Origin of the sequence: Kitasatospora cathayae (genome assembly GCF_027627435.1) — a bacterium.
Taxonomy (GTDB): domain Bacteria; phylum Actinomycetota; class Actinomycetes; order Streptomycetales; family Streptomycetaceae; genus Kitasatospora; species Kitasatospora cathayae.
Map to the genome: position 1 here is coordinate 6,329,531 of NZ_CP115450.1, position 21,148 is coordinate 6,350,678.

Here is a 21,148-nt window from a genome sequence, read left to right on the forward strand (position 1 = left end):
GCGGGGAGCACGGCCGGAAGAGACGGTGAACCAGGGGTGAACACCGCTTCACGGAATCGCATCGGCCGGAGGGTCGGGGGCGGCCTCGGTTCGGCTGTCGCACACCGGTCCGAGGATGTGTCAGATTGTTCAACTCGCCTTACCCCAAAGGTCATCCAGCAGTCCGGGCCCACGTCGAGGTTACGCGCCGGTAATGCCTACCCTCAGCAGTATGCGCCGAGCAAAAATCGTCTGCACCCTCGGGCCGGCCACCGACTCGTACGACCAGATCAAAACCCTGGTCGACGCCGGGATGGACATCGCCCGACTCAACCTCAGCCACGGCTCCCACGCCGAACACGAGGAACGCTACCGTCGCGTCCGCAAGGCCGCCGACGAAACCGGCCGGAGCGTCGGCGTCCTCGCCGACCTTCAAGGCCCGAAGATCCGGCTCGACACCTTCGCCCACGGACCCGTACTCCTCGAACGCGGCGACGAGTTCACCATCTCCACCGACAACGGCGTCGTGGGGGGCAACACCATCTGCGGCACCACCTACGCCGGCCTCGCCGGCGACGTCGGCCGCGGTGAACGCATCCTCGTCGACGACGGACGGGTCACCCTGGAAGTCCTCGACGTCGACGGACCACGCGTGCGATGCCTCGTCATCGAAGGCGGACTCGTCTCCGACCACAAAGGCCTCAACCTCCCCGGCGTCGCCGTCTCCGTCCCCGCACTCAGCGACAAGGACGTCGCCGACCTGCGATGGGCGCTGCGCACCGGGGCCGACCTGATCGCGCTCTCCTTCGTCCGCAGCGGCCGCGACATCGAGGACGTCCACCGGGTGATGGCCGAGGAAGGGCGGCGCGTCCCGGTCATCGCCAAGATCGAGAAGCCGCAGGCGGTCGAGAACCTGGACTCCATCGTGGACGCCTTCGACGGCATCATGGTGGCCCGCGGGGACCTGGGCGTGGAGATGCCCCTCGAACAGGTCCCGCTCGTCCAGAAGCGCGCCATCAAGCTCGCCAAGCGCAACGCCAAGCCGGTCATCGTCGCCACCCAGATGCTCGACTCGATGATCAACGCCTCCCGGCCCACCCGCGCGGAGGCCTCCGACGTCGCCAACGCGGTGCTGGACGGGACGGACGCGGTGATGCTCTCCGGGGAGACCTCCGTCGGCAAGTACCCCGTCGAGACGGTCAGGACGATGGGCCGGATCATCGAAGCCGCCGAGAACGACATCCTGGCCGCCGGCCTGCCCCCGCTGACCACCGGCAGCAAGCCGCGGACCCAGGGCGGCGCCGTCGCCCGCGCGGCCGCCGAGATCGGCGACTTCCTGCACGCCAAGTACCTCATCGCCTTCACCCAGTCCGGCGACACGGCGCGGAGGCTCACCCGCTACCGCTCGCCGATCCCCGTGCTCGCCTTCACCTACGAACCGGCCGTGCGCAGCCAACTCGCCCTCACCTGGGGCGTGGAGACCTTCCTCGGCCCCTTCGCCCCGACCACGGACCAGATGGTCGAACAGGTCGACGCGGCGCTGTTGTCGCTGGGCCGCTGCCAGAAGGGCGACATCGTCATCATCACGGCGGGCTCCCCGCCTGGTTTGGCCGGCTCCACCAACCTCGTCCGCGTCCACCACGTGGGGACGTTGGACGTCTGAGCTGTCTGTCGGCGGCGCGGCCCTTCTGGTGGAAGGGCCGCGCCGCTGTCAGTACTTGGGGCCGATGTGGGCGACCATCAGGGCGACGGAGTCCTTGCGGGCGATGGAGATGTTGACCTGACCGGTTGGGCGGGGGATCGAGGCCTTCCACTGGACGCCGACAGCGTCGAGGGTGGCGGTGAAGAGGCCGATGATGTCGGTCGACGTATTCGTAAAGAAGTAACGCGGGTACTCGTAGCGGCGGGTGACGCCATCGACGGTCTTGGTCGCCCAGTTGGTGATGCGGCAGCCGTCGGAGTGGATCAGGCCGCGCAGGAAGTCCCAGGGGTGAGCGTCCACGATCTCCTGCTGCCAGGGCTCCAGGGCTATCGCGCGCTCGTGCTTCTTGCCGGGGCCGTGTTGCGGGAAGTGGCAGGTCAGGTGCATCGAGTGGAGCTTGACGTTGTGACAGCCAGGTCGCTGCAGTCGGTAGGTGTTGTTCTTCGGAAACACCTGGCGCATGGCCTGCTCGACGGTATCCATGACCCCTGGCCATTTGTCGTCGCAGGTTATGAACAAGCTCTGCGTTCGGCACACCTTCGAGTGAGTGATGTGACCGTCGCCCAGGTAAGCGCCGAGCAGGTAGGCATAGGCCGGGCGGTTGAGTTCATCCGCGTAGCAGTGGAAGCAAGTGGTGCGCTCAGGAGCGGGGAAATCGCCATGCTTGGCGCGATCTTGGTACTTCCACCACGAGACGGTGCCGACTGGAACTCCGAGCTGGAGGGAGACGTCACGGTTGCGGGTGCCCTGGCGTAGCAACAGGACGGCTTCTTCGCGAGTGGATCGAACTGCCATACGGGCGATCTTGAACACCCTGCGCCGAATGCATCGGCGAACAGGATGGTTTCCACCCGAACGGATGAAGATCGCCAACGATTAGGCTGGCCTAAGTGGCTTTGGAATCGAAGGAAAAGTGCCCCGGGTGGGATTCGAACCCACGCTGGCGCCGGTTTGAGCGGCGTGTCTCTTCCGCTGGACTACCGAGGCATCCACAGATTCGAAGGTTACCCCCCGACCCTGATGGGTTCAAACATACCGTGTCTAGGTACCCTCGTGCATGCAGTACCCCGCCGGAACTAGGAGCCCCGTGAGCACCGCCGACGAGCAGGCACAGCCGCTTGAGACCGATACGCCCCAGATCACCCGGATTGTGATCGCCGAGGACGAGGCGCTGATCCGCCTTGATCTGAAGGAGATGCTGGAGGAGGAGGGGTACACCGTCGTCGGCGAAGCCGGGGACGGGGAGACGGCGGTCAGGCTCGTGGAGGAGCTGAAGCCGGATCTGGCGATCTTCGACGTGAAGATGCCGGTGCTGGACGGGCTCTCCGCCGCCGAGCAGATCCATGAGAAGCACCTGGCGCCGGTTCTCATGCTGACCGCGTTCTCGCAGCGGGAGCTGGTGGACCGGGCTCGGGACGCGGGGGCGATGGCGTACATCGTGAAGCCGTTCTCGAAGTCCGACCTGGTGCCGGCGATCGAGATGGCGGTGTCGCGGTACACCGAGATGCGGGCGCTGGAGAAGGAGATCGGGGATCTCACCCAGCGGCTGGAGACCCGGAAACTGGTGGACCGGGCTAAGGGTGTGCTGCAGACGAAGTTCGGGCTGACGGAGCCGGCGGCGTTCCGGTGGATCCAGAAGACCTCGATGGACCGGCGGATGACGATGGCGGCGGTGGCCGAGGCGGTCATCGAGGAGGGCGAGGCCCAGGACCGCAAGAAGGCGGAAGAGGGCAAGTCCGAGTAAGGCGACACGCAGCGAGGGCCCAGCAGAACGGTTTCTGCCGGGCCCTCCTTGTATGAGGCGGGTCAGTCCTCGCCGAGGTAGGCCTTGCGGACGGACTCGTCGTGCAACAGGTCCGCGCCGGTGCCGGAGAGGGCGATGCGGCCGGTCTCCATGACGTAGCCCTGGTCGGACAGGGACAGCGCGGCCTGGGCGTTCTGCTCGACCAGGAGGATGGTCGTACCGCTCGCCTTGAGCTCGACGATGGTGGACATGATCTTCTGCATCATCAGCGGGGAGAGGCCCATCGAGGGCTCGTCCAGCATCAGCAGCTTGGGCTGGGACATCAGGGCCCGGCCCATCGCCAGCATCTGCTGTTCGCCGCCCGAGAGGGTGCCGGCCGCCTGGCGGCGGCGTTCGCCGAGGATGGGGAAGAGGGCGTAGGCCCGTTCCACGTCCGCCGCGATGCCCGCCGCGTCGGTGCGCAGGAAGGCGCCGAGGAGGAGGTTCTCCTCGATGGTCATGCGGGGGAAGATGTGCCGGCCTTCGGGGGAGTGGGCGAGGCCGAGGGCGACGATCTTGTGGGCCGGGACCGTGCTCAGGTCCTGGCCGTCGAAGGTGATCCGGCCGGCGGTGGGTCTGAGGAGGCCGGAGAGGGTGCGCAGGGTGGTGGTCTTGCCGGCGCCGTTGGTGCCGATGAGGGTGGTGACCTCGCCCTGGTTGACGGTGAAGCTGATGCCCTTGACGGCTTCGATCTTGCCGTAGGCGACGCGGAGGTCCTGGACCTCGAGGAGTGCGGTCACTGGTCGGTCTCCGTAACGGTCTCCGGCACGGCGGGGGTGCTGTCTTCGAGCGGGGCGCCGAGGTAGGCGGTGATGACGCGTTCGTCGTTCTGGACGGTCTCGCGGTCGCCCTCGACGATCTTCTGGCCCTGGACGAGCACGGCGGTGCGGTCGCAGAGGTTGAAGATGAACCGCATGTCGTGCTCGATGACGAGGACGGAGACGCCCTGGTCGCGGATGGCGAAGACGAGTTCCTCGGCGGCCCGGGTCTCCTGGGGGTTCATGCCGGCGGTGGGTTCGTCGAGGAGCAGCAGGCCGGGGTCGGAGGCGAGGGCGCGGGCGATCTCGAGCTTGCGTTGTTCGCCGTAGGGGAGGTTGCGGGCGAGGTGGTCGGCCTTGTCGGCGAGGCCGGTGAAGGCGAGGAGTTCCATGGCCTTCTCGCGGCTTTCGGCCTCGGCGCGGTGGTAGCGGGGGGTGTGGAGGATGGCGGCGAAGATGCCTTCCTTGGTGCGGCTGTGTCGGCCGACGAGGACGTTCTCGAGGACGGTCATGTTGGCGAAGAGCCGGATGTTCTGGAAGGTGCGGGCGATGCCGGCCTGGGTGACCAGGTGGGGTTTGGGGGGCAGGACGGTGCCGCGGTAGCGGACGGCGCCTTCGGTGGGGACGTACAGGCCGGTGAGGCAGTTGAAGAAGGTGGTCTTGCCGGCGCCGTTGGGGCCGATGAGGCCGATGATCTCGCCTTGGCCGACGGTGAGGGAGACGTCGTTGACGGCGGTGAGGCCGCCGAAGCGCATGGTGACGCCGGTGACGTCGAGCAGGGGCGCAGCGGTGGTGGTCATCTGGCGGGTCACGCCCCTGCCTTGGTGAGTGCGGTGGTGTCGTCGCCGGTGGGTTGGGCGGGGACGGCGGTTTCGTGGAACTCGAGTTGTTGGCGCCGGTTGGGGATGAGGCCTTCGGGGCGGACGCGCATGAGGATGATGAGGGCGGCGCCGAAGGCGAGGAGTTGGTAGTCGGAGAGGAACTGGAGTTTCTTCGGGATGAGGAAGAGGAGGGTGGCGCCGGCGAGGGGGCCGCTGATGGTGCCCATGCCGCCGAGGATGACGGCGGCGAGGAGGAAGGCGGAGTTGGGGGGGAGGGCTTCGGCGAAGGTGTACTGGTCGGGGGTGACGGTGTAGCTGACGTGGGCCTGGACGGTGCCGGCGAGGCCGGCGAGGCAGGCGCCGAGGGCGAAGGCGAGGAGTTTGAGGCGGAAGCCGTTGATGCCCATGGCTTCGGCGGCGGTTTCGTCCTCGCGGATGGCGACCCAGGCGCGGCCGATGCGGGAGTTGCCGACGCGGGCGAAGACGAGCACGACGAGGGCGGTGACGAGGAGCATCAGCAGGTAGTAGTTGGAGAAGCGGCCGAGTTCGATGCCGCCGATGGTGTGGGGTTTGCCGAGGTTGAAGCCGAGGATTTCCAGGTCGGGGATGCGGGGGATGCCGTTGGAGCCGTTGGTGACGTTGGGGCCGGTGGTGCCGTTGAGGTTGAGCATGGTGATGCGGAAGATCTCGCCGAAGCCGAGGGTGACGATGGCGAGGTAGTCGCCGCGCAGTCGCAGGGTGGGGGCGCCGATCAGGACGCCGAAGATCATGGAGACGGCGGCGCCGGTGAGCATCGCGGCCCAGAACGGGAACTGGACGTGGATGGGGGAGGCGGGGGAGCCGGAGACCAGGGCGGCGGCGTAGGCGCCGACGCCGAGGAAGGCGACGTATCCGAGGTCGAGCAGGCCGGCGAGGCCGACGACGATGTTGAGGCCGAGGGCGACGGTGGCGAAGATCAGGATGTTGGTGGCGACGGAGGTGTACTGGTCGCTGCTCTGGGTGAACGGGAAGCTCGCGGCGGCGGCGAAGGCGGCGCCGGTGGTGACGGGGCGGTACTTGACGGTGAGTGCGCGCATCCGGCCGAGCAGGCCGGACTTGGCGAGTGCGGCGATGGTGGGGAGGGCGAGCAGCAGGTAGCCGATGAAGAGTTCGCCGTACTCGGTGTCGATGCCGAAGGTGATGGCGTAGAGGCCGAGTCCGAAGGCCAGGACGATGAGCAGGACCTCGGCCCAGGAGGGGAGTTCGCGCGGGGCGGGGACGGGGCGTTCGATCCTGCCGAGGCGCAGCCGGCTGTTGGCGAGGTGGCCGAGTTGGAGCAGCAGGACGGCGCCGGCGGCGATGGCGAGGGCGCCGGCGAGGGCGGTCATCACGGGGGCGACGGGCTTGTCGCCGGGGATGGCGTGGGCGGCGAACCAGCCGATGGGGGCTGCGGGCAGGAGCAGGAAGAGTCGCTTGTCGAGGATGCGCAGGGGTACTTCGGTGCGTCGGTCGAGGGGGAGGCCGAGGGCGCCGAGGATGCCGATCAGGCCGCCGGCGGCGAGGATCCAGCCGCCGGGTTCGAGGTTGGCGAGGCCGCCGAGTTCGACGGAGATGGCGGCGACGGAGTAGGCGGCGACGGCGAGGGCGCCGGTGGCGGCGTAGAGGACGGCGTTGTTGCTGCGGGTGGGGGCGGCCCAGCGCAGGCCGGGGGTGCCGCGGGTGGCGAGCAGCAGGGCGAGGGTGAGGATGCCGGCGACGAGGGCGAGCCATTGGAGGCCGGCGGGGGAGCCGTAGTAGGTGAGGTCGCCGGGGAAGTCGCTGGTCCAGGTCCAGGAGGTGGCGGCGGAGGCGGCGACGGTGAGGGCGCCGAGGCCGGTGAGGGCGGTGGCGGCGGTGGTGGGCAGGGGGATGACCGGGGTGGTCTCGGTGCTGGTGGTGGTCATGGTGGTCACGCCCTGTCCGCGACGCGCTCGCCGAGCAGGCCCTGGGGCCGGACGAGGAGCACGAGGATGAGGAGTACGAAGGCCCAGGCGTCCTTCCAGGCGGCGCCGCCGAAGAGGTGCATGCCGGGGACGTGCTGGATGTAGCCGGTGGCGATGGTTTCGGCGAGGCCGAGGGCGAGGCCGCCGAGCATGGCGCCGTAGATGTTGCCGATGCCGCCGAGGACGGCGGCGGTGAAGGCCTTGAGGCCGAGGATGAAGCCCATGCGGAAGTCGACCTGACCGCTGCGCAGTCCGTAGGCGACGGCGGCGACGGCGGCGAACGCGGCGCCGATGGCGAAGGCCATGACGATGATGCGGTCGGTGTCGATGCCCATCAGCTTGGCGGTGTCGGGGTCCTGGCTGGTGGCCTGCATGGCGCGGCCGGAGCGGGTGCGGGTGACGAACCAGCCGAGGGCGAGCATGCAGAGGGGGGCGGCGATGATCAGGAAGAGGTCGCTGCGCTGGATGGTGACGGAGCCGAGGCTGAAGGGGTCGCCGGGGATCTTGGGGAAGACCCGGGCCTTCTTGGCGTCGGGGTAGAAGGAGAAGACGAGTTGCTGGAGGAAGATGGACAGCCCGATCGCGGTGATCAGGGGGGCGAGCCGGGGGGCGTTGCGCAGGGGCCGGTAGGCGAAGCGCTCGGCGGCGACGGCGGTGAGGGTGGAGACCAGGATGCCGGCGATCAGCATGAGGGGTAGGGCCAGCCAGAGGGTGGTGCCGCCGGGGAGGGCGAGGTAGGCGGTCAGGGCGCCGAAGCCGCCGACCATGACGATCTCGCCGTGGGCGAAGTTGATGAGCTGGACGATGCCGTAGACCATCGTGTAGCCGATCGCGACGAGTCCGTAGAGGGCGCCGAGGATCAGGCCGTTGGCCAGCTGCTGCGGTAGGTCGTGCACCGCTGGGCCTCCGTAGTGCGTTCGGGGGTGTCCGCGTGGGGTGGTGGATGTGGGGGCGCGCGGGGGCACTCGTGGCGTCCCCGCGCGCTGGTGGTGCGTCGGTTGTCGAGGTGGCGGGTCAGCCGTTGAACGGGTCAGCCGTTGAACGGGTCAGCCGTTGAAGGTGCCGGACTTCTCGACGGCCCACTTGCCGTCCTTGACGGTGTAGACGGTGAGCTGCTTGTTGGTGGTGTCGCCGAACTCGTCGAAGGAGACCTTGCCGGTGACGCCGTCGAAGGAGATCTTCTGGACGGCGTCGCGGACGGTCTTGCGCACGCCGTCGCCGGTGGGCAGCTTGCCGTTGTTGTTGGCGACGACGTTCTTGACGGCTTCGATGATGGCCCAGGCGCTGTCGTAGGAGTAGCCGCCGTAGGTCTCGTAGGCGTCCTTGTAGCCGGCCTTGGCGTAGTCGTCGATGTACTTCTTGGCGGTGTCGAGGGAGGCGACGGGCAGGCCGACGGCGGTGGCGAAGTCGCCCTGGCTCTTGGGGTTGAGCTTGATGAACTCGTCGCTCTGGATGCCGTCGCCGCCCATCAGGGGGATGTTGACGCCGGCGTCCTTGAGCTGGAGGGACAGCGGGCCGGCGACGGGGTATTCGCCGCCGTAGTAGACGGCGTCGGCGCCGGAGGCCTTGACCTTGGTGACGATGGCGGAGAAGTCGCGGTCGTCGGGGTTGACGTGTTCCTCGCCGGCGAGGGTGCCGCCGAGCTTGGTGAACTCGCCCTTGAAGGTGGAAGCGAGGCCGGCGCCGTAGGTCTTCTGGTCGTCGATCAGGAAGACCTTGGTCTTCTTGGCGTCGTTGTAGAGGAACTGGGCGGCGAAGGGGCCCTGGACGGCGTCGGTGGTGGCGGTGCGGAAGTAGGACTTGAAGGGGCGCTTCTTGTCGCCGGTGGCCCACTTCTCGCCCTGGCTGAGGGCGACGCCGGTGTTGGCGGGGGAGATCTCGGTGAGGCCGGCGTCGTCGAAGATCTGCTGCATGGACTGCGCGACGCTGGAGTTGAGCGGGCCGACGACGCCGAGGACCTTGGGGTCGCTGACGAGCTGGGTGGCGTTCTGCTGGCCGGGGGCGGGCTTGGCGGTGTCGTCCAGGGCCTTGATCTCGAACTTGACGCCGGGGACCTCGTTGGTGGCGTTGGCGTTCTTGACGGCGAGGTCGACGGAGTTGCGGATGCCGAGGCCGAGGGCGGAGAGGTCGCCGGTGAGCGGGGCGTCGACGCCGATCACGACGGTGGTGGAGGCGTTGTTGTCCTTGCCGCCGGCGGTGTCGCCGGACTTCCCGCCGCGGGAGCCGCAGGCGCTGAGGCTGAGGGCGCCGATCACGGCAATGCTCACGACAATTGCTGAACGATGACGCACGAGGGTCCCCTTCGGTTCAGGAGGCGCCCGCGCCGGTGGCGGGAGCCGGGATGCGCGGAGGGCCGGGCCCATTCCGGATGGCGCGGTGACTGGCCGTGACTCTAGATGTCGTGGGGCGGCTCGGGCAGTGGTGTGAGCAGGCTGTGATTCTCTTGTTATGAGCACACGTATCATTCGTCTCAGCATGTGGTCGTTCCGGCTCGATCGATCCTGAATTGCCGGGCGCCTACTTGCTGGTAGATGGATGTAAGGCCCAGAAATGGGGGTTGCAGCTGGCATCGTCGATAATCGGACGTCGGCGTCCGGTGTGCTGCTTTCGACCGTGCACGTCCGCATTGCGGACAGCGAGGGTGTGACGAAGGCGCTCCGGGCCCCTTGGGGCCCCGGAGGCGACACTTGCTTGGATTTCCTACTTGTTACGTAGCGTCACAAGTGTGGGAGGCGCGTCGATCGCGCCCGGACATGCCGACGCCCCCTTGTCCGGACCGACGCCTGCCCAGGCGGATGGATGGTCAAACAAGGGGGCGGGAAGGGAACTTGATGTTCTCGGTGCTGAACCGGCCGGACCTGAAGGCCCGTTACAGGTCGCGCAGCATGCAGGTCAGCCGGCAGCTGGTGACCCGCTTGCCGGTGTCGTCGGTGATCGCGATCTCGTAGGTGGCGGCCGTGCGGCCCTTGAACACCGCCGTCGCCACCCCGGTGACCAGACCGGAGGTGGCCGAGCGGTGGTGGGTGGCGTTGAGGTCCACGCCCACCGCGTACCGGCCCGGGCCGGCGTGCAGCATCGCGCCGATCGAGCCGAGCGTCTCGGCCAGCGCCGCCGAGGCGCCGCCGTGCAGCAGCCCGTACGGCTGCTGGTTGCCCTCCACCGGCATGGTGCCGACCACCCGGTCGCCGGAGGCCTCGACGATGCGGATGCCGAGCTTCTCGCCGAGGTGGCCGCCGGAGAAGGTCTCCGGGCTCACGCCGAGCTTGGCGAAGTGGTCCAGCACGTCCTGCGGGACCTTCAGGACGGGGGCGGTGTCGGGGGCCGCGTCGGTCATGGGGAGCTCCTGCCGCTCGGGGGTGTCACGTCGTCGTGCTGCCTGTGATCGTACGACCGTCCTACTCACTGGTACCGGCGGTACCGGGACTGGCGCGGCTTCCGGGCGTGCCCCTTTTGTCGGTGCAGGGCCATAGGATCGGTGACCGGTAGTGGAATCGGCAGGAACGGACGTTGACGTGGCTACGCAGAGTACGGACAAGGGCGCGACGGGTGGCGGCGGGGCCGGCCCGCGACCCCGGCTGATGCTGCTCGACGGGCACTCGATGGCCTACCGGGCCTTCTACGCCCTGCCCGTGGAGAACTTCAACACCTCCACCGGCCAGCCCACCAACGCGGTCTACGGCTTCGCCTCGATGCTCGCCAACACCGTCCGGGACGAACAGCCCACCCACCTCGCCGTCGCCTTCGACCTCTCCCGGCAGACCTTCCGCTCCGCCGAGTTCCCCGACTACAAGGCCAACCGCGCCAAGACGCCGGACGAGTTCCGCAGCCAGGTCGGCCTGATCGGCGAACTCCTCGACGCCATGAACATCCCCCGGATGACGGTCGAGGGCTTCGAGGCCGACGACATCATCGCCACCCTGGCCACCGCCGCCGAGGCGGCCGGCTACGACGTCGACATCGTCACCGGCGACCGCGACTCCCTCCAGCTGGTCACCGACCACGTCACCGTGCTCTACCCGACCAAGGGCGTCTCCGAGCTCACCCGCTTCACCCCGGAGAAGGTCACCGAGAAGTACGGCGTCACCCCGCGCCAGTACCCCGACCTCGCGGCCCTGCGCGGAGACCCGTCCGACAACCTGCCCGGCATCCCCGGCGTCGGCGAGAAGACCGCCGCCAAGTGGGTCAACCAGTTCGGCTCCTTCGACGAACTCGTCTCCCGCGCCGACGAGGTGAAGGGCAAGATCGGCGAGAAGCTGCGCGACAACCTCGACTCGGTCAAGCGCAACCGGGTGCTCACCGAACTGGTCCGCGACGTCGAACTCCCGCTGGGCGTCACCGACCTGGCCCGCCGGCCCTTCGACAAGGCGGCCGTCGGCACCCTGATGGAGTCGCTGGAGTTCCGCAACGCCAACTTCCGCGACCGGGTCTTCGGCATCGACCCGTCGGCAGGCGTCGAGGAGGCCGTCGAGCTCGCCCCCGGCGTCGACGTCGACGGCGAACTGCTCACCGACCCCGGCACGCTCGCCGCCTGGCTGCGCGAGCACGCCCGTGACGGCAAGACGCCGGTGGCGCTGGCCGCCGTCTACCAGTGGGCGCTCGGCACCGGCGAGGTCACCGAAGTCGCCCTCGCCGCAGGAGAGTCCGCCGCCTGGTTCGACCCGGCGCTGCTCGCCGAGGAGGACGAGCAGGCCTTCGCCGGCTGGCTCGCCGACCCGGCCGCCCCCAAGGCCCTGCACATCGCCAAGCAGGTCATGCGCGCCTTCGCCGAACGCGGCTGGACCATCGCCGGCGTCGTCGCCGACACCGCGCTCGCCGCCTACCTGGAGAAGCCCGGCCGTCGCACCTTCACCCTCGAGGTCCTCGCCGAGGAGTACCTGGCCCGCTCGCTCACCCCGGCCCCCGCCGCCGAGAGCGGCCAACTCGCCTTCGACGCACCGGAGGAGGACCCGGCCGCACACGCCCAGGCCCTCATGCTCCAGGCCCGCGCCGTGCTCGACCTCGCCGCGCTCTTCGACACCCGCCTCGCCGAGGTCGGCGCCGCCGGGCTGCTGCACGACATGGAACTGCCGATCGCCGCGCTGCTCGCCCGCATGGAGCGCTACGGCATCGCCGCCGACCGCGACTGGCTCACCCGGCTGGAGAGCCAGTTCGCCGCCGAGATCCAGCGCTGCGTCGAGGAGGCCCACGCCGCCGCCGGGCACGAGTTCAACCTCGGCTCGCCCAAGCAGCTCCAGGAGATCCTCTTCGGCGAACTCGCCCTCCCCAAGACCAAGAAGATCAAGACCGGCTACACCACCGACGCCGACGCGCTCACCTGGCTGGCCACCCAGACCGACAACGAGCTGCCCGTCATCCTGCTGCGCCACCGCGACCAGGCCAAGCTGCGCACCACCGTCGAGGGCCTGCTCAAGACCGTCTCGGCCAAGGGCCGGATCCACACCACCTTCAACCAGATGGTCGCCGCCACCGGCCGGCTCTCCTCGCAGGACCCGAACCTGCAGAACATCCCGGTCCGCACCGAGGAGGGGCGCGCCATCCGCCGCGCCTTCGTCGTCGGCGAGGGCTACGAGTCGCTGCTCACCGCCGACTACTCGCAGATCGAACTGCGGATCATGGCCCACCTCTCCGAGGACGAGGCGCTGATCGAGGCCTTCGCCTCCGGCGAGGACCTCCACACCACCGTCGCCTCCCAGGTCTTCGAGGTCCCCGGCGCCGCCGTCGACGCCGAAATGCGCCGGAAGATCAAGGCGATGTCCTACGGCCTCGCGTACGGGCTGTCCGCGTACGGGCTCTCCCAGCAGCTCGGCATCAAGCCGGCCGAGGCCCAGGGCCTGATGGACACCTACTTCGAACGCTTCGGCGGCGTGCGCGACTACCTGCGCCGGGTGGTCGACGAGGCCCGCGCCACCGGCTACACCGAGACCCTGCTCGGCCGCCGCCGCTACCTGCCCGACCTCAACAGCGACAACCGCCAGCGCCGCGAGATGGCCGAGCGGATGGCCCTCAACGCCCCCATCCAGGGCTCGGCCGCCGACATCGTCAAGATCGCCATGCTCCGGGTGGACGACGCGCTGCGCGCGGCCGGGCTCAGCTCCCGGATGCTGCTCCAGGTGCACGACGAAATCGTGCTCGAACTGGCCCCGGGCGAGCGCGAGCAGGTCGAGGCCATCGTCCGCGAGCAGATGGCCGGCGCCTACCCGCTGCGCGCCCCGCTCGACGTCTCCGTCGGCGTCGGCGCCGACTGGGAGGCCGCCGCGCACTGACGCGGGGTTTCGCGGTCCTCGGCGGGCCCGGACGCATGGAGCGTCCGGGCCCGCCGCTACGATCCGGCCACAGCTCCGGCGGGACGCGGACGTCCCCGATGCGGGCGCCCGCGCCGAGCAGTTCGCGCTCGCAGCATTGCGGAGTCCCTGCCTAGCCCGTAGTGCCGTCCGAGGTTCGGGGGTGGCCGCGGAAGTCCGGGTAGCCCAGGATGAGGAGTTTCTCGGACGGGTCGAGGGTGTAGGGGACGACCTTGCCGGTGGGCTCGAAGCCGAGCCGCCGGTAGAAGGCCCGCGCCCGCTCGTTGCCCTCGTGCACGCCCAGGGTCAACCACCGTACGTCGGTGTGGACTTGGGCGTAGCGGATGCCGGCCTTCACCAGGTCGGCGGCGGGGCCGGTGGGCCCGCGGTGCTTCGGGGACACGTAGACCGAGTGGATGTGAACGTGGTCCGGGACGTCCGGCAGCGGCCCGACGCCGGCGATCCCGACCCAGTTCCCGGCTTCGTCGGCGGCGATGAAGGTGGCGGACTCCACGGAGGAGGCCTCGACGGCGGCCTGCTGCTGCCAGACGTCGTCGGGGAGGGCGGCGGTGTCGTCGTAGGAGGAACTGAAGGCCGTGGGTGAGTCGCGCAGCGCCTCCAGTCTGATCGCACGGAGTTCCCGGTACTCGGTGCCGGTCACCCGGCGGATGAGGAAGTGCACGGGCTCAGACCTGCTCGAAGTGGAACGCCTTGATGAAGCAGTCGCGGGGCTGGGCGACCGCGAAGAGGACGCACTGCACGAGTGACTGCGCGGTGAGGGCGTCCTCGGCCCCGCGCGGTGTGGTCTCCCACTCCTCGGCGAGGGGGTCGGGGTTGTCGAAGTCGGGCGGGTAGAGCGAGATCACCCGGACTCCTCGGGGCCGCAGGCGCTTGGAGAGGATGTCGACGAACCCTGCCTGGGCGCTCTTCGCCGCGTAGAAGGCGTCGTGCGCGTCCGAGCGGTGATGCCCCGCGGTTCCGCAGGCGGAGACCATGGTCACCACGTCGGGCTTGTCCGAGTTGAGCAGGAGGGGGAGGAAGTTCTTCACGGTCAGGACGGTGCCGGTGGCGCCGGAGGCGATCGTGTCGAGGACGTCCTCATCGGAGGCGGAGAGCAGGTCCTGGCCTTCGAGGTAGCGGGAGCCGTTGTTGATCAGCACGTCGACGTGGTCGGTGCGCCGGCCGACCTCGGCGGCGAAGCCGCGGATCGAGGCGGGGTCCGTCAGGTCGCAGCCGAAGGCGTGGACGCGCTGGTGCCCCCGGGCGCGAATCTCGTCCCGGACCCGCTCCGCGGCGGCGAGGGTTCGCGCGGAGAGGAAGACCTCGGCGCCGAGGTCCGCGAGACGTATGGCCAAGGTGCGCCCGAAGTCCCGGCCGGCGGCGGTGATGACCACCCGGTGGTCGTCGAATCTCATGCGCCCAGCCTCGCCGACGGCAAGGCGGCGCCACATCCTCCCGGGGGCTGGAGCCATCCCCTCCCGGGGGAGTAGGCCGGAGGGCCGCCGAGTTCGCCCGGCGCAGGAAGTCGGCCGATCCGCATTCCTGAGCAGCAGACCTCATCCGGGGTCCGGACGGGGGGAGTGTCCGGGCCCGCCGCTACGATCTGCGCCACGACCCGGCCCGCACGGTCCTCACCCGCAGCCCCACCCAGGTCGGCACCCCGATCCTGCGCCCGGGGCAGTCCATGGGCACCCCCGCGCCGGGGAGGTGAATGCGCGTGACCACGATCGCGGAAGCCCGGAACGGTCGTCAGCGCTCGACGAGTGCCGGCAGCGCCTGGCTGAGCCGTTCTTCAGCCGATCTTCCGAGATGCACGAGCGAAGAGGAGGGGGAACCCGGAACACTCCGGCTGCCAGGGATGCAGATCTCCTTCCGCCGGAGCACTGGCGGCCCGGACGGGTTCCCCCTCCGGGGGCACCGGCATCATTCACCGGGACGATGCCTGCGAATCCGCTGAGCCGAAGGCTGTGGGCATGAAGACGACGACGATGCCCTCGGCGGCTCCCTCCGTACCCGGCACCGAGCGACCCGGACCGCGCTGGACGGCCGGCCCCTGCGGCCGCTCCGAATGAGCGGCTGTCCCGCAGGAGGTTTCCCGGGGCGTAGGAGGGCCCGTGGCGCTGGGCTCGCAACTTCACCCGAAACGACGGGGCGCCGCGCGGGTCGGGCGCGCGAACGGCCGGACTGTCGGCGATCCAGTGCCCGCTGAGCGGGAGCGGACTCCGGTGACGGCCGGACGAGCCGGGACCGGGCCGCCGGCCCACCGCTTGCCTAGGAGGCGGAACTCGTGGCGGTCGTCGTCGAGCGCCGCGCTCCGGCGGTACGTCTTCACGACGAACAAGCGGTACCTCCGAGCGAGCCGGACTCCGGCAGGCTGCCGGGGGCGAGGAACCAGCAGATGTCCGAGGCGAGATCGGCCATCCCTGATCTTGTGTGGGTATCCCCGGCTTCAGCCGGGGAGGGAACGCATCCTTGGCCCGCAGGCGCGAAGCGCCGTAGTTCGTTGCGTTGTCAGTGGGCCGCACTACGGTGATCGCGTCGACCGAAAGGGGGTGGGCCGGGTGATCCGTGCGTACAAGTTCCTCATGCGGCCCACCGTGGGCCAGCAGCAAGCACTCGCCGACATGCTGCGGGATCACTGCTCGCTCTACAACGGGGCGTTGCAGGAACGGCGCGACGCCTACCGGCACGGCTCGAAGACCACGATCCGGCGTGGCGATCAGTCAGCGCAGCTCAAAGAGATCCGGGCGTTCGACCCGGAGCGCCAGGGCCGCTGGTCGTTCTCCTCGCAGCAGGCAACGCTTCGCCGTGGACAAGGCATTCGCGGCGTTCTTCCGACGTGTCAAATCCGGTGAGAAGCCGGGCTGTCCGCGCTTCCGTGGGATGAACTGGTTCGACACGGTCGGCTTCCCCAAAGAGGGCGATGGCTGCCGGTGGGTCTCCACCCCGCATGACCCGGTGACCCGCGTGCGATTCCAGGGCATCGGCCACGTCAAGGTCAACCGGCACCGGCCGGTCGCCGGCAAGGTCAAGACCGTCAGCGTGAAGCGCGAGGGCAGGCGCTGGTATGTGGGGTTTTCCTGACGATCCTGCACGCCAAGGCTGAGAGCGCCGGACGGGAAGTGATCGCCGCGGACCTGCGCAACACCTCCCGCACCTGCCCCCGCGACGAGTGCGGGTACGTCGCGGCGCAGAACCGGCCCACACAGGACACCTTCCACTGCGTCGCCTGCGGCCACCGTGCCCACACCGACACCGTGGGAGCCGTCAACGTTCTACGGCCGGGCTGGCCCGTCGCAATACCCACCTGGGTTAGCGAGAAGCCCCCGCTTCACGCGGGGGAGGAGTGATCTGTTGCCCGGCCTCCAGCCAGGTGGTGACCGAGGCTTCCCAGGAGTCGTCTCGGGCGGTCCACGGGCGGATGGTCCAGGTGAGGCCGACGTGGCCTCCGGAGCGGAAGACGGTCCGGAGGGTGAGGTGGTGGGTGCTCCAGGTGCGTTCGCCCTCCCAGCCCTGGTAGTCGGCGGCCAGCCCGACGAGGAAGTCGGCCAGGTGCTCGGGCCCCCGCTACCACGCGATGACCGAGTCGAGCCGGGCTCGGAGGCCTTCGGCGCGCAGTTCCACCGCGAAGCCGGTGCCGTGCTCGTCGGGGAAGTGGCGGTCGGCGAGTCTGACCCGGGCGGTCGGGGCGTTCTGGCAGCGGACGTCGACGGCTGGTGTGTCGGTGGGCTCGGTGCCCTGAGCGTTCATTTGCCGGACGTTAGACGGCGTCGTGCCGGAAGTCATCGCGATTTGGCGTGGTCGGCCTGGGCGGTGGGCGCTGCACAGGAAGTCGGCGGGGCCGACTTCCTGTGCTTAGGGGGTGGTGGTGTGGGTGGTCGCTTGGCTGCGGCAGTGGGTGAGGGCGGGTTTGATGCGGGGGTCGGGGGTGGGGGTGGTGGAGAGGAGTTCGCCGGCCTGGACGAGGGTGGTCCAGTAGCGGGCCGGGTCGCCGGTGCGGGGGAGGGGGTGGGCGGCGGCGAGGGAGAGGTAGGCAGCGGTGAGGTTGCCGGTGGTGAACCAGCGGGCCAGGCCGTGCTGGTGGCCGGCGCGGATGCCGCCCATGGCATCGATGGCGGTCAGGAAGAGGTCCACGATGGCCTGGTCGGTGGGGGTGAGGGGCTTGGGGACGTCGAAGACGCCGAGGGCTTCGAGGAGTTCGCCGGTGTCGGCCTCGGAGCCCGGGCGGGGATTGGCGAGCAGGGCGTCGTAGCAGTCGTCGAGGCGGCGGTTCGCCTCGGCGGCCGGGATCGCGAGGGCCGCGCAGACGGCGCGGGCCGAGCGGAGGGGTTCGCGGGTGCGGCGGGCGAGGTTGGCATAGGCCTCGGCGGGGGTGGAGCCGGTGTCGAACAGGTGCCGGGCGGTGAGGGCGAGTCGCATGGTGGGTTCTTCCCTCAGACGGCGAGGACGGAGATGGGGGCGGGGGAGGGGGCGATCAGCACCCAGACGAACTTGCCGATCCCACCGGCCCGGGGGCAGCAACCCCAGCGCTCGGCGAGTTCGTTGATGAGGAAGAGGCCGCGACCGTGCTCGTCGTCGGGGGTGGTGGGGCGGAGCGAGGGGCGGCCGCTGCCCGCGTCGTGGACTTCGAGGCGGAGAAGGTTGCCGGTGAGGGCGAAGCGGATCTCGATGAGGCGGTCGGTGGGGGCGTCCGAGTGCTGGATGGCGTTGGCGAAGAGCTCGCCGAGGAGGAGTTCGGCGATGTCGGTGTAGCGGTCGCCGGTGGGGAGCGCGGAGAGGTACGCGCGGAGCAAGTGCCGTGCGAGGGGCGTGGATTCGGTGCGGGAGTCGAGGCGTGCGGCGAACGTGCGGGGGCGGCGGGAAGTGAGCATGGGGGAACCTCGGGAGGGGGCGGACTGGGGGAGCGCGAAAGGCGCGCGCAATCACGCTATGTATGCAGATGATTGCGTTCTGGTGTCAATCATCGGGGCTGCGGAGGTACGGTGACGCCAGATCGACGTGCGGGACGTGCGGCGCACAACTGGGGGCAGTGATGACACAGCGAAAGGCCAAGCGGGGGACGACCGCGAGTTCCGCGATCACGTTCGGCGAGGAGATCCGCTTCGCCCGGGACTCGATGGGCTACACGCAGGAGGACGTGGGCAAGCTCCTGCACTGCGACCGGACGGTGGTGTCGCGGACCGAAGGCGGGAAGCGGAAGCCGTCGATCGAGGAGGTCGAGGAGCTCGACCGGCTGTACGGCACCGGCGACTTGCTGAAGCGGCTGTACGGGCGGGTCGACTGGGACGCCGAGATCGAGCATCCGGTCTGGTTTCAGGAGTACGTGGACCAGGAGGCCATCGCCGTCGGACTGCGGGCGTATCAGGACGGCACGATGTATGGCCTGTTGCAGTGCCCGCAGTATGCGCGTGCGCTCTTCGCCACTGGCGAGGCGGCCGGCAACCCGGAGGAGATCGAGGAGTTGACCCGGGCTCGACTCAGTCGGCAGAGTCGCTTTCTCGTGCCCGACGGGCCGCTGTTGCTCGTCATTCTCGACGAGAGCGCCATTCGCCGAGTCGTGGGCGGGCCTGGGGTGATGAGGCGTCAGATGGAGCGCCTCCTACGGGTGGCCCAGCTTCGGAACGTCGTCATTCACGTGGCGCCGTTCTCGAATCAGCAGACTGTCATCAAGACGGCTATGGTGTTGCTGGAGCTGCCGGATGGGCAGCGCTTGGTGTACTCGGAGAGCCTCGAACGAGGGCATCTGAGCGGTGATTCCGCCAGTGTGGTCAAGCACCAGCGTCGCTATGATCAGCTCCGTGGCGAATGCCTGTCAGAGAGCGATTCGCTTCGGCTGATCGCCGAGACACTGGAGGGGTTCAGAGATGAAGAACAACGAGCTCGCCGCAGCCGCCTGGATGAAGAGCAGCTACAGCGGCAACGACGGCGGCAACTGCATCGAGGTGGCCCCCGGGTTCCCCGGCCTCGTCCCCGTGCGTGACTCCAAGGACCCGCACGGCCCGGCCCTCGTTTTCCCGGCCGACGCTTGGGAAGCCTTCGTAGCGGCCGTCCGCGAGGGCGACTTCCCGGCATAGGACTCCAAGGAGCTGGCCGTGTTGACCTGGCGAAAGAGCAGCTACAGCGGCGGCAACGGAGGCAACTGCATCGAGGTGGCCCCCGGGTTCCCCGGCCTCGTCCCCGTGCGTGACTCCAAGGACCCCGAGGGCCCAGCTCTGGCCTTCCCGGTCGATGCCTGGTCCAGCTTCGTTGCCGCCGTCCGCTCCGGCGAGTTCGGCGACGTCTGACGAATCCTGCAAGTTGCCCGAGACCCCTAGGAACCGCCCGAGGTCAGTTCGGCCGGTCGTTGCCCCGGTACAGCTGGGTGCCGGTGACGACCACCTGCCGGTCAGGGTCGGGGTGGGCGTCGAGCTCGTCGGCGGCCCGGTAGCCGAGGACCACGCTGGTGCGAGTCGATCCGCCGCTGTTCGCACCGACGGTGTGGAACACGCTCTGCTCGGTCAGCGCGGGTCGACAGGCGGTGGGCACGGTCCTGATCTTCCTTCAGGCAGTGGTGCGGCCGAAAGCGGCCAGGCGGTCGGGGGTGCCGAGGTCGGGGGCCGGGGTGCGGATGTCATAGGCGCCGATGGGGTGGCCCTGGCTGATCGCCCAGGGCATGAGCTGCCGGTACAGGTCAGCCTCGCGGGGGTGGGCAAGGCGCCGGGCGTACTCCTCGAACAGGGACCGGAACGGGCCGGGGCCAGGGCGACGGCGCCGGTGCTGGTGGCCTGCCGCAAACCCTGCCGGCTCCCGACGGGCAGGGTGGCGTCCACCCCCTCCAGGGCGTGGACGACGAATTCGCCGTCGGGGTCGAGGAAGAGCCGGCCGGCGTTCTGCGCTCCCTGGCCGGGCGCGGTGGTGACGGTCCAGGTCACCACGGCTGGGCGGGAACGGTGGGTGGCGATGGCGGAGGGCAGCAGGGTGTACGGGAAGAGGGTGTCGGCGGGCAGCACCACTGTGGCCGGGGCGTCGGCCAAGTGGGCCAGGGCCGCGTAGGCGGCGCCGGCGGTTCCGAGCGGGTGGTCCTCACGGTGGACGGTGAGCTCCACCTGCCGCGCCGATTCGGTGAGGGCGTACGTCTCGACGGCTTCGGCGCCGCTGTCGGGGTCGGTGCTGGTGAGCACCGCGATACGGCGGAATCCCACGGTGGTGAGTTGGGCGAGGGCGTGGCCGAGCATCCTGCTGTCCACCACCACCGGTCACCTGCATCCCCAGGTCGTCGCCGACCTGCGCCGGGCCGCCGAATCCGACACCACCCAGGCCCGGGTGCGGGCGATGGCCACCGCGCGGTTGGCCTCCGTGCTCTACCGGCAGGGCGAGCGCATCGAAGCCGACCACCACGCCGCCCAGGCCGGCGCGCTCGCGGCCACCGTCGGCTCCGCACGCCTGACCGCCATCCTCACCGACATGCACCACGCCGCCGGCTCGATGACCGCTCGGTAACGAGGTGAGGCCCTGACCGACATGGCCGAAGCCCAACGGCTGACCGCGGCGGAGCGGCCGACCCGTGTTCGGCGGGAGCCGACCGGCGAAGGGAGTACTCGGCGACGCCTCCCTGTTCCACGGCCAAGGTGGAGCGCAGTGCAGTGTCGATGGTCAGGATGTCAATTCCGTGGATTAGTACGGCGGGTGGGTTCCGCTGTGGTCGGGTCCTCGGGCCAGGGGTGGCGGGGGTAGCGGCCTCTCAGGTCGGCGCGGACGGCGTGGTAGCCGGTGTGCCAGAAGCCGGCCAGGTCGCCTGTGACGGCGGCGGGGCGGCCCGCCGGGGGAGCGAGCTCCACGATGCCGGGGCGCGGGACGAGGCGGGATCCGGCGGTGGTGCCGCGC

The 21,148-nt window shown here is 69.6% G+C and carries 20 protein-coding genes, 1 tRNA gene and 4 pseudogenes; 9 read left to right on the forward strand and 16 right to left on the reverse strand.

Annotation, left to right across the window (positions count from 1 at the left end; genetic code table 11):
* Positions 1 to 211 precede the first annotated feature (211 nt).
* Positions 212 to 1,642, forward strand: a complete 1,431-nt coding sequence (pyk, locus tag O1G21_RS28315; protein WP_270147633.1) for a pyruvate kinase — start codon at positions 212 to 214, stop codon at positions 1,640 to 1,642.
* A gap of 48 nt (positions 1,643 to 1,690) precedes the next feature.
* Here the strand turns inward: pyk and O1G21_RS28320 are convergent, their stop codons facing one another.
* Both O1G21_RS28320 and O1G21_RS28325 read right to left on the reverse strand, forming a co-directional pair.
* Positions 1,691 to 2,494, reverse strand: coding sequence for a helix-turn-helix domain-containing protein (locus O1G21_RS28320; protein WP_333493502.1), 804 nt, complete (start codon positions 2,492 to 2,494; stop codon positions 1,691 to 1,693).
* A 101-nt stretch (positions 2,495 to 2,595) separates the two neighbouring features.
* Positions 2,596 to 2,668: transfer RNA gene (locus O1G21_RS28325), tRNA-Leu, on the reverse strand.
* A gap of 100 nt (positions 2,669 to 2,768) precedes the next feature.
* Between O1G21_RS28325 and O1G21_RS28330 the strand changes: the two genes are divergently transcribed.
* Positions 2,769 to 3,425 carry an ANTAR domain-containing response regulator gene (locus tag O1G21_RS28330; RefSeq protein ID WP_270147635.1) on the forward strand — a complete coding sequence of 219 codons (657 nt, stop codon included), beginning with the start codon at positions 2,769 to 2,771 and terminating at the stop codon, positions 3,423 to 3,425.
* 62 nt (positions 3,426 to 3,487) lie between these two features.
* On the opposite strand, the gene O1G21_RS28335 is transcribed toward O1G21_RS28330, so the two are convergent.
* The 6 genes from O1G21_RS28335 to O1G21_RS28360 all read right to left on the reverse strand — a co-directional run bounded on the left by O1G21_RS28335 (position 3,488) and on the right by O1G21_RS28360 (position 10,338).
* Positions 3,488 to 4,204, reverse strand: coding sequence for an ABC transporter ATP-binding protein (locus O1G21_RS28335; protein ID WP_270147637.1), 717 nt, complete (start codon positions 4,202 to 4,204; stop codon positions 3,488 to 3,490).
* The gene (locus O1G21_RS28340) at positions 4,201 to 5,022 is read right to left on the reverse strand and encodes an ABC transporter ATP-binding protein (protein ID WP_270151312.1); all 822 of its coding nucleotides are present in this window, start codon (positions 5,020 to 5,022) and stop codon (positions 4,201 to 4,203) included. The genes O1G21_RS28335 and O1G21_RS28340 overlap by 4 nt, the downstream gene beginning before the upstream one ends.
* Positions 5,023 to 5,030: 8 nt before the next feature.
* Positions 5,031 to 6,965, reverse strand: coding sequence for a branched-chain amino acid ABC transporter permease (locus O1G21_RS28345; protein ID WP_270151313.1), 1,935 nt, complete (start codon positions 6,963 to 6,965; stop codon positions 5,031 to 5,033).
* 5 nt (positions 6,966 to 6,970) lie between these two features.
* Complete coding sequence (locus O1G21_RS28350; protein ID WP_270147639.1) at positions 6,971 to 7,900, reverse strand: branched-chain amino acid ABC transporter permease; 930 nt, start codon at positions 7,898 to 7,900, stop codon at positions 6,971 to 6,973.
* 150 nt (positions 7,901 to 8,050) lie between these two features.
* The gene (locus O1G21_RS28355; protein ID WP_270147640.1) at positions 8,051 to 9,295 is read right to left on the reverse strand and encodes a branched-chain amino acid ABC transporter substrate-binding protein; all 1,245 of its coding nucleotides are present in this window, start codon (positions 9,293 to 9,295) and stop codon (positions 8,051 to 8,053) included.
* A 578-nt stretch (positions 9,296 to 9,873) separates the two neighbouring features.
* Positions 9,874 to 10,338, reverse strand: a complete 465-nt coding sequence (locus O1G21_RS28360) for a PaaI family thioesterase (protein ID WP_030281858.1) — start codon at positions 10,336 to 10,338, stop codon at positions 9,874 to 9,876.
* Between the two features lie 244 nt (positions 10,339 to 10,582).
* Between O1G21_RS28360 and polA the strand changes: the two genes are divergently transcribed.
* Positions 10,583 to 13,267 carry a DNA polymerase I gene (gene polA / locus O1G21_RS28365; RefSeq protein ID WP_270151314.1) on the forward strand — a complete coding sequence of 895 codons (2,685 nt, stop codon included), beginning with the start codon at positions 10,583 to 10,585 and terminating at the stop codon, positions 13,265 to 13,267.
* Positions 13,268 to 13,418: 151 nt separating this feature from the next.
* On the opposite strand, the gene O1G21_RS28370 is transcribed toward polA, so the two are convergent.
* Positions 13,419 to 13,967 carry a GNAT family N-acetyltransferase gene (locus O1G21_RS28370; RefSeq protein ID WP_270147643.1) on the reverse strand — a complete coding sequence of 183 codons (549 nt, stop codon included), beginning with the start codon at positions 13,965 to 13,967 and terminating at the stop codon, positions 13,419 to 13,421.
* Between the two features lie 4 nt (positions 13,968 to 13,971).
* Entirely contained in the window at positions 13,972 to 14,700 is a 729-nt protein-coding gene (locus tag O1G21_RS28375) for an SDR family oxidoreductase (RefSeq protein WP_270147645.1), read from the reverse strand.
* A gap of 1,146 nt (positions 14,701 to 15,846) precedes the next feature.
* Here O1G21_RS28375 and O1G21_RS41840 point away from each other — a divergent pair.
* A pseudogene (locus tag O1G21_RS41840) lies at positions 15,847 to 16,357 on the forward strand (helix-turn-helix domain-containing protein); the annotation flags it as partial.
* Positions 16,358 to 16,407: 50 nt separating this feature from the next.
* On the forward strand, positions 16,408 to 16,635 hold the full coding sequence (locus O1G21_RS41845) for a zinc ribbon domain-containing protein (RefSeq protein ID WP_405000725.1): 228 nt from the start codon (positions 16,408 to 16,410) through the stop codon (positions 16,633 to 16,635).
* On the opposite strand, the pseudogene O1G21_RS41450 reads toward O1G21_RS41845, so the two are convergent.
* The 3 genes and pseudogenes from O1G21_RS41450 to O1G21_RS28400 all read right to left on the reverse strand — a co-directional run bounded on the left by O1G21_RS41450 (position 16,598) and on the right by O1G21_RS28400 (position 18,156).
* Positions 16,598 to 17,071: pseudogene (locus O1G21_RS41450) on the reverse strand (DUF6228 family protein). The gene O1G21_RS41845 and the pseudogene O1G21_RS41450 sit on opposite strands and share 38 nt — an antisense overlap.
* A gap of 69 nt (positions 17,072 to 17,140) precedes the next feature.
* The gene (locus O1G21_RS28395) at positions 17,141 to 17,704 is read right to left on the reverse strand and encodes a hypothetical protein (RefSeq protein ID WP_270147649.1); all 564 of its coding nucleotides are present in this window, start codon (positions 17,702 to 17,704) and stop codon (positions 17,141 to 17,143) included.
* 14 nt (positions 17,705 to 17,718) lie between these two features.
* Complete coding sequence (locus O1G21_RS28400) at positions 17,719 to 18,156, reverse strand: ATP-binding protein (RefSeq protein ID WP_270147650.1); 438 nt, start codon at positions 18,154 to 18,156, stop codon at positions 17,719 to 17,721.
* A 161-nt stretch (positions 18,157 to 18,317) separates the two neighbouring features.
* Here O1G21_RS28400 and O1G21_RS28405 point away from each other — a divergent pair, with 161 nt between their 5' ends.
* From O1G21_RS28405 to O1G21_RS28415, 3 genes are read left to right on the forward strand one after another with little or no spacing between them, the layout of a single operon-like run.
* Complete coding sequence (locus O1G21_RS28405) at positions 18,318 to 19,265, forward strand: helix-turn-helix domain-containing protein (protein ID WP_270147651.1); 948 nt, start codon at positions 18,318 to 18,320, stop codon at positions 19,263 to 19,265.
* Positions 19,183 to 19,359: a DUF397 domain-containing protein gene (locus O1G21_RS28410; RefSeq protein WP_270147652.1), complete on the forward strand. Its 177-nt coding sequence runs from the start codon at positions 19,183 to 19,185 to the stop codon at positions 19,357 to 19,359. The genes O1G21_RS28405 and O1G21_RS28410 overlap by 83 nt, the downstream gene beginning before the upstream one ends.
* 18 nt (positions 19,360 to 19,377) lie before the next feature.
* On the forward strand, positions 19,378 to 19,569 hold the full coding sequence (locus tag O1G21_RS28415; protein ID WP_405000726.1) for a DUF397 domain-containing protein: 192 nt from the start codon (positions 19,378 to 19,380) through the stop codon (positions 19,567 to 19,569).
* A gap of 43 nt (positions 19,570 to 19,612) precedes the next feature.
* On the opposite strand, the gene O1G21_RS28420 is transcribed toward O1G21_RS28415, so the two are convergent.
* Positions 19,613 to 19,810 carry a hypothetical protein gene (locus O1G21_RS28420; protein WP_270147653.1) on the reverse strand — a complete coding sequence of 66 codons (198 nt, stop codon included), beginning with the start codon at positions 19,808 to 19,810 and terminating at the stop codon, positions 19,613 to 19,615.
* A 416-nt stretch (positions 19,811 to 20,226) separates the two neighbouring features.
* Positions 20,227 to 20,499: pseudogene (locus O1G21_RS28425) on the reverse strand (NTP transferase domain-containing protein); the annotation flags it as partial.
* On the opposite strand from O1G21_RS28425, the gene O1G21_RS28430 reads away from it, so the two are divergent.
* Positions 20,438 to 20,764 carry a hypothetical protein gene (locus tag O1G21_RS28430; protein WP_270151508.1) on the forward strand — a complete coding sequence of 109 codons (327 nt, stop codon included), beginning with the start codon at positions 20,438 to 20,440 and terminating at the stop codon, positions 20,762 to 20,764. The pseudogene O1G21_RS28425 and the gene O1G21_RS28430 sit on opposite strands and share 62 nt — an antisense overlap.
* 161 nt (positions 20,765 to 20,925) lie before the next feature.
* On the opposite strand, the pseudogene O1G21_RS28435 reads toward O1G21_RS28430, so the two are convergent.
* Positions 20,926 to 21,096, reverse strand: a pseudogene (locus O1G21_RS28435) (ATP-dependent helicase C-terminal domain-containing protein); the annotation flags it as partial.
* Positions 21,097 to 21,148 lie beyond the last annotated feature (52 nt).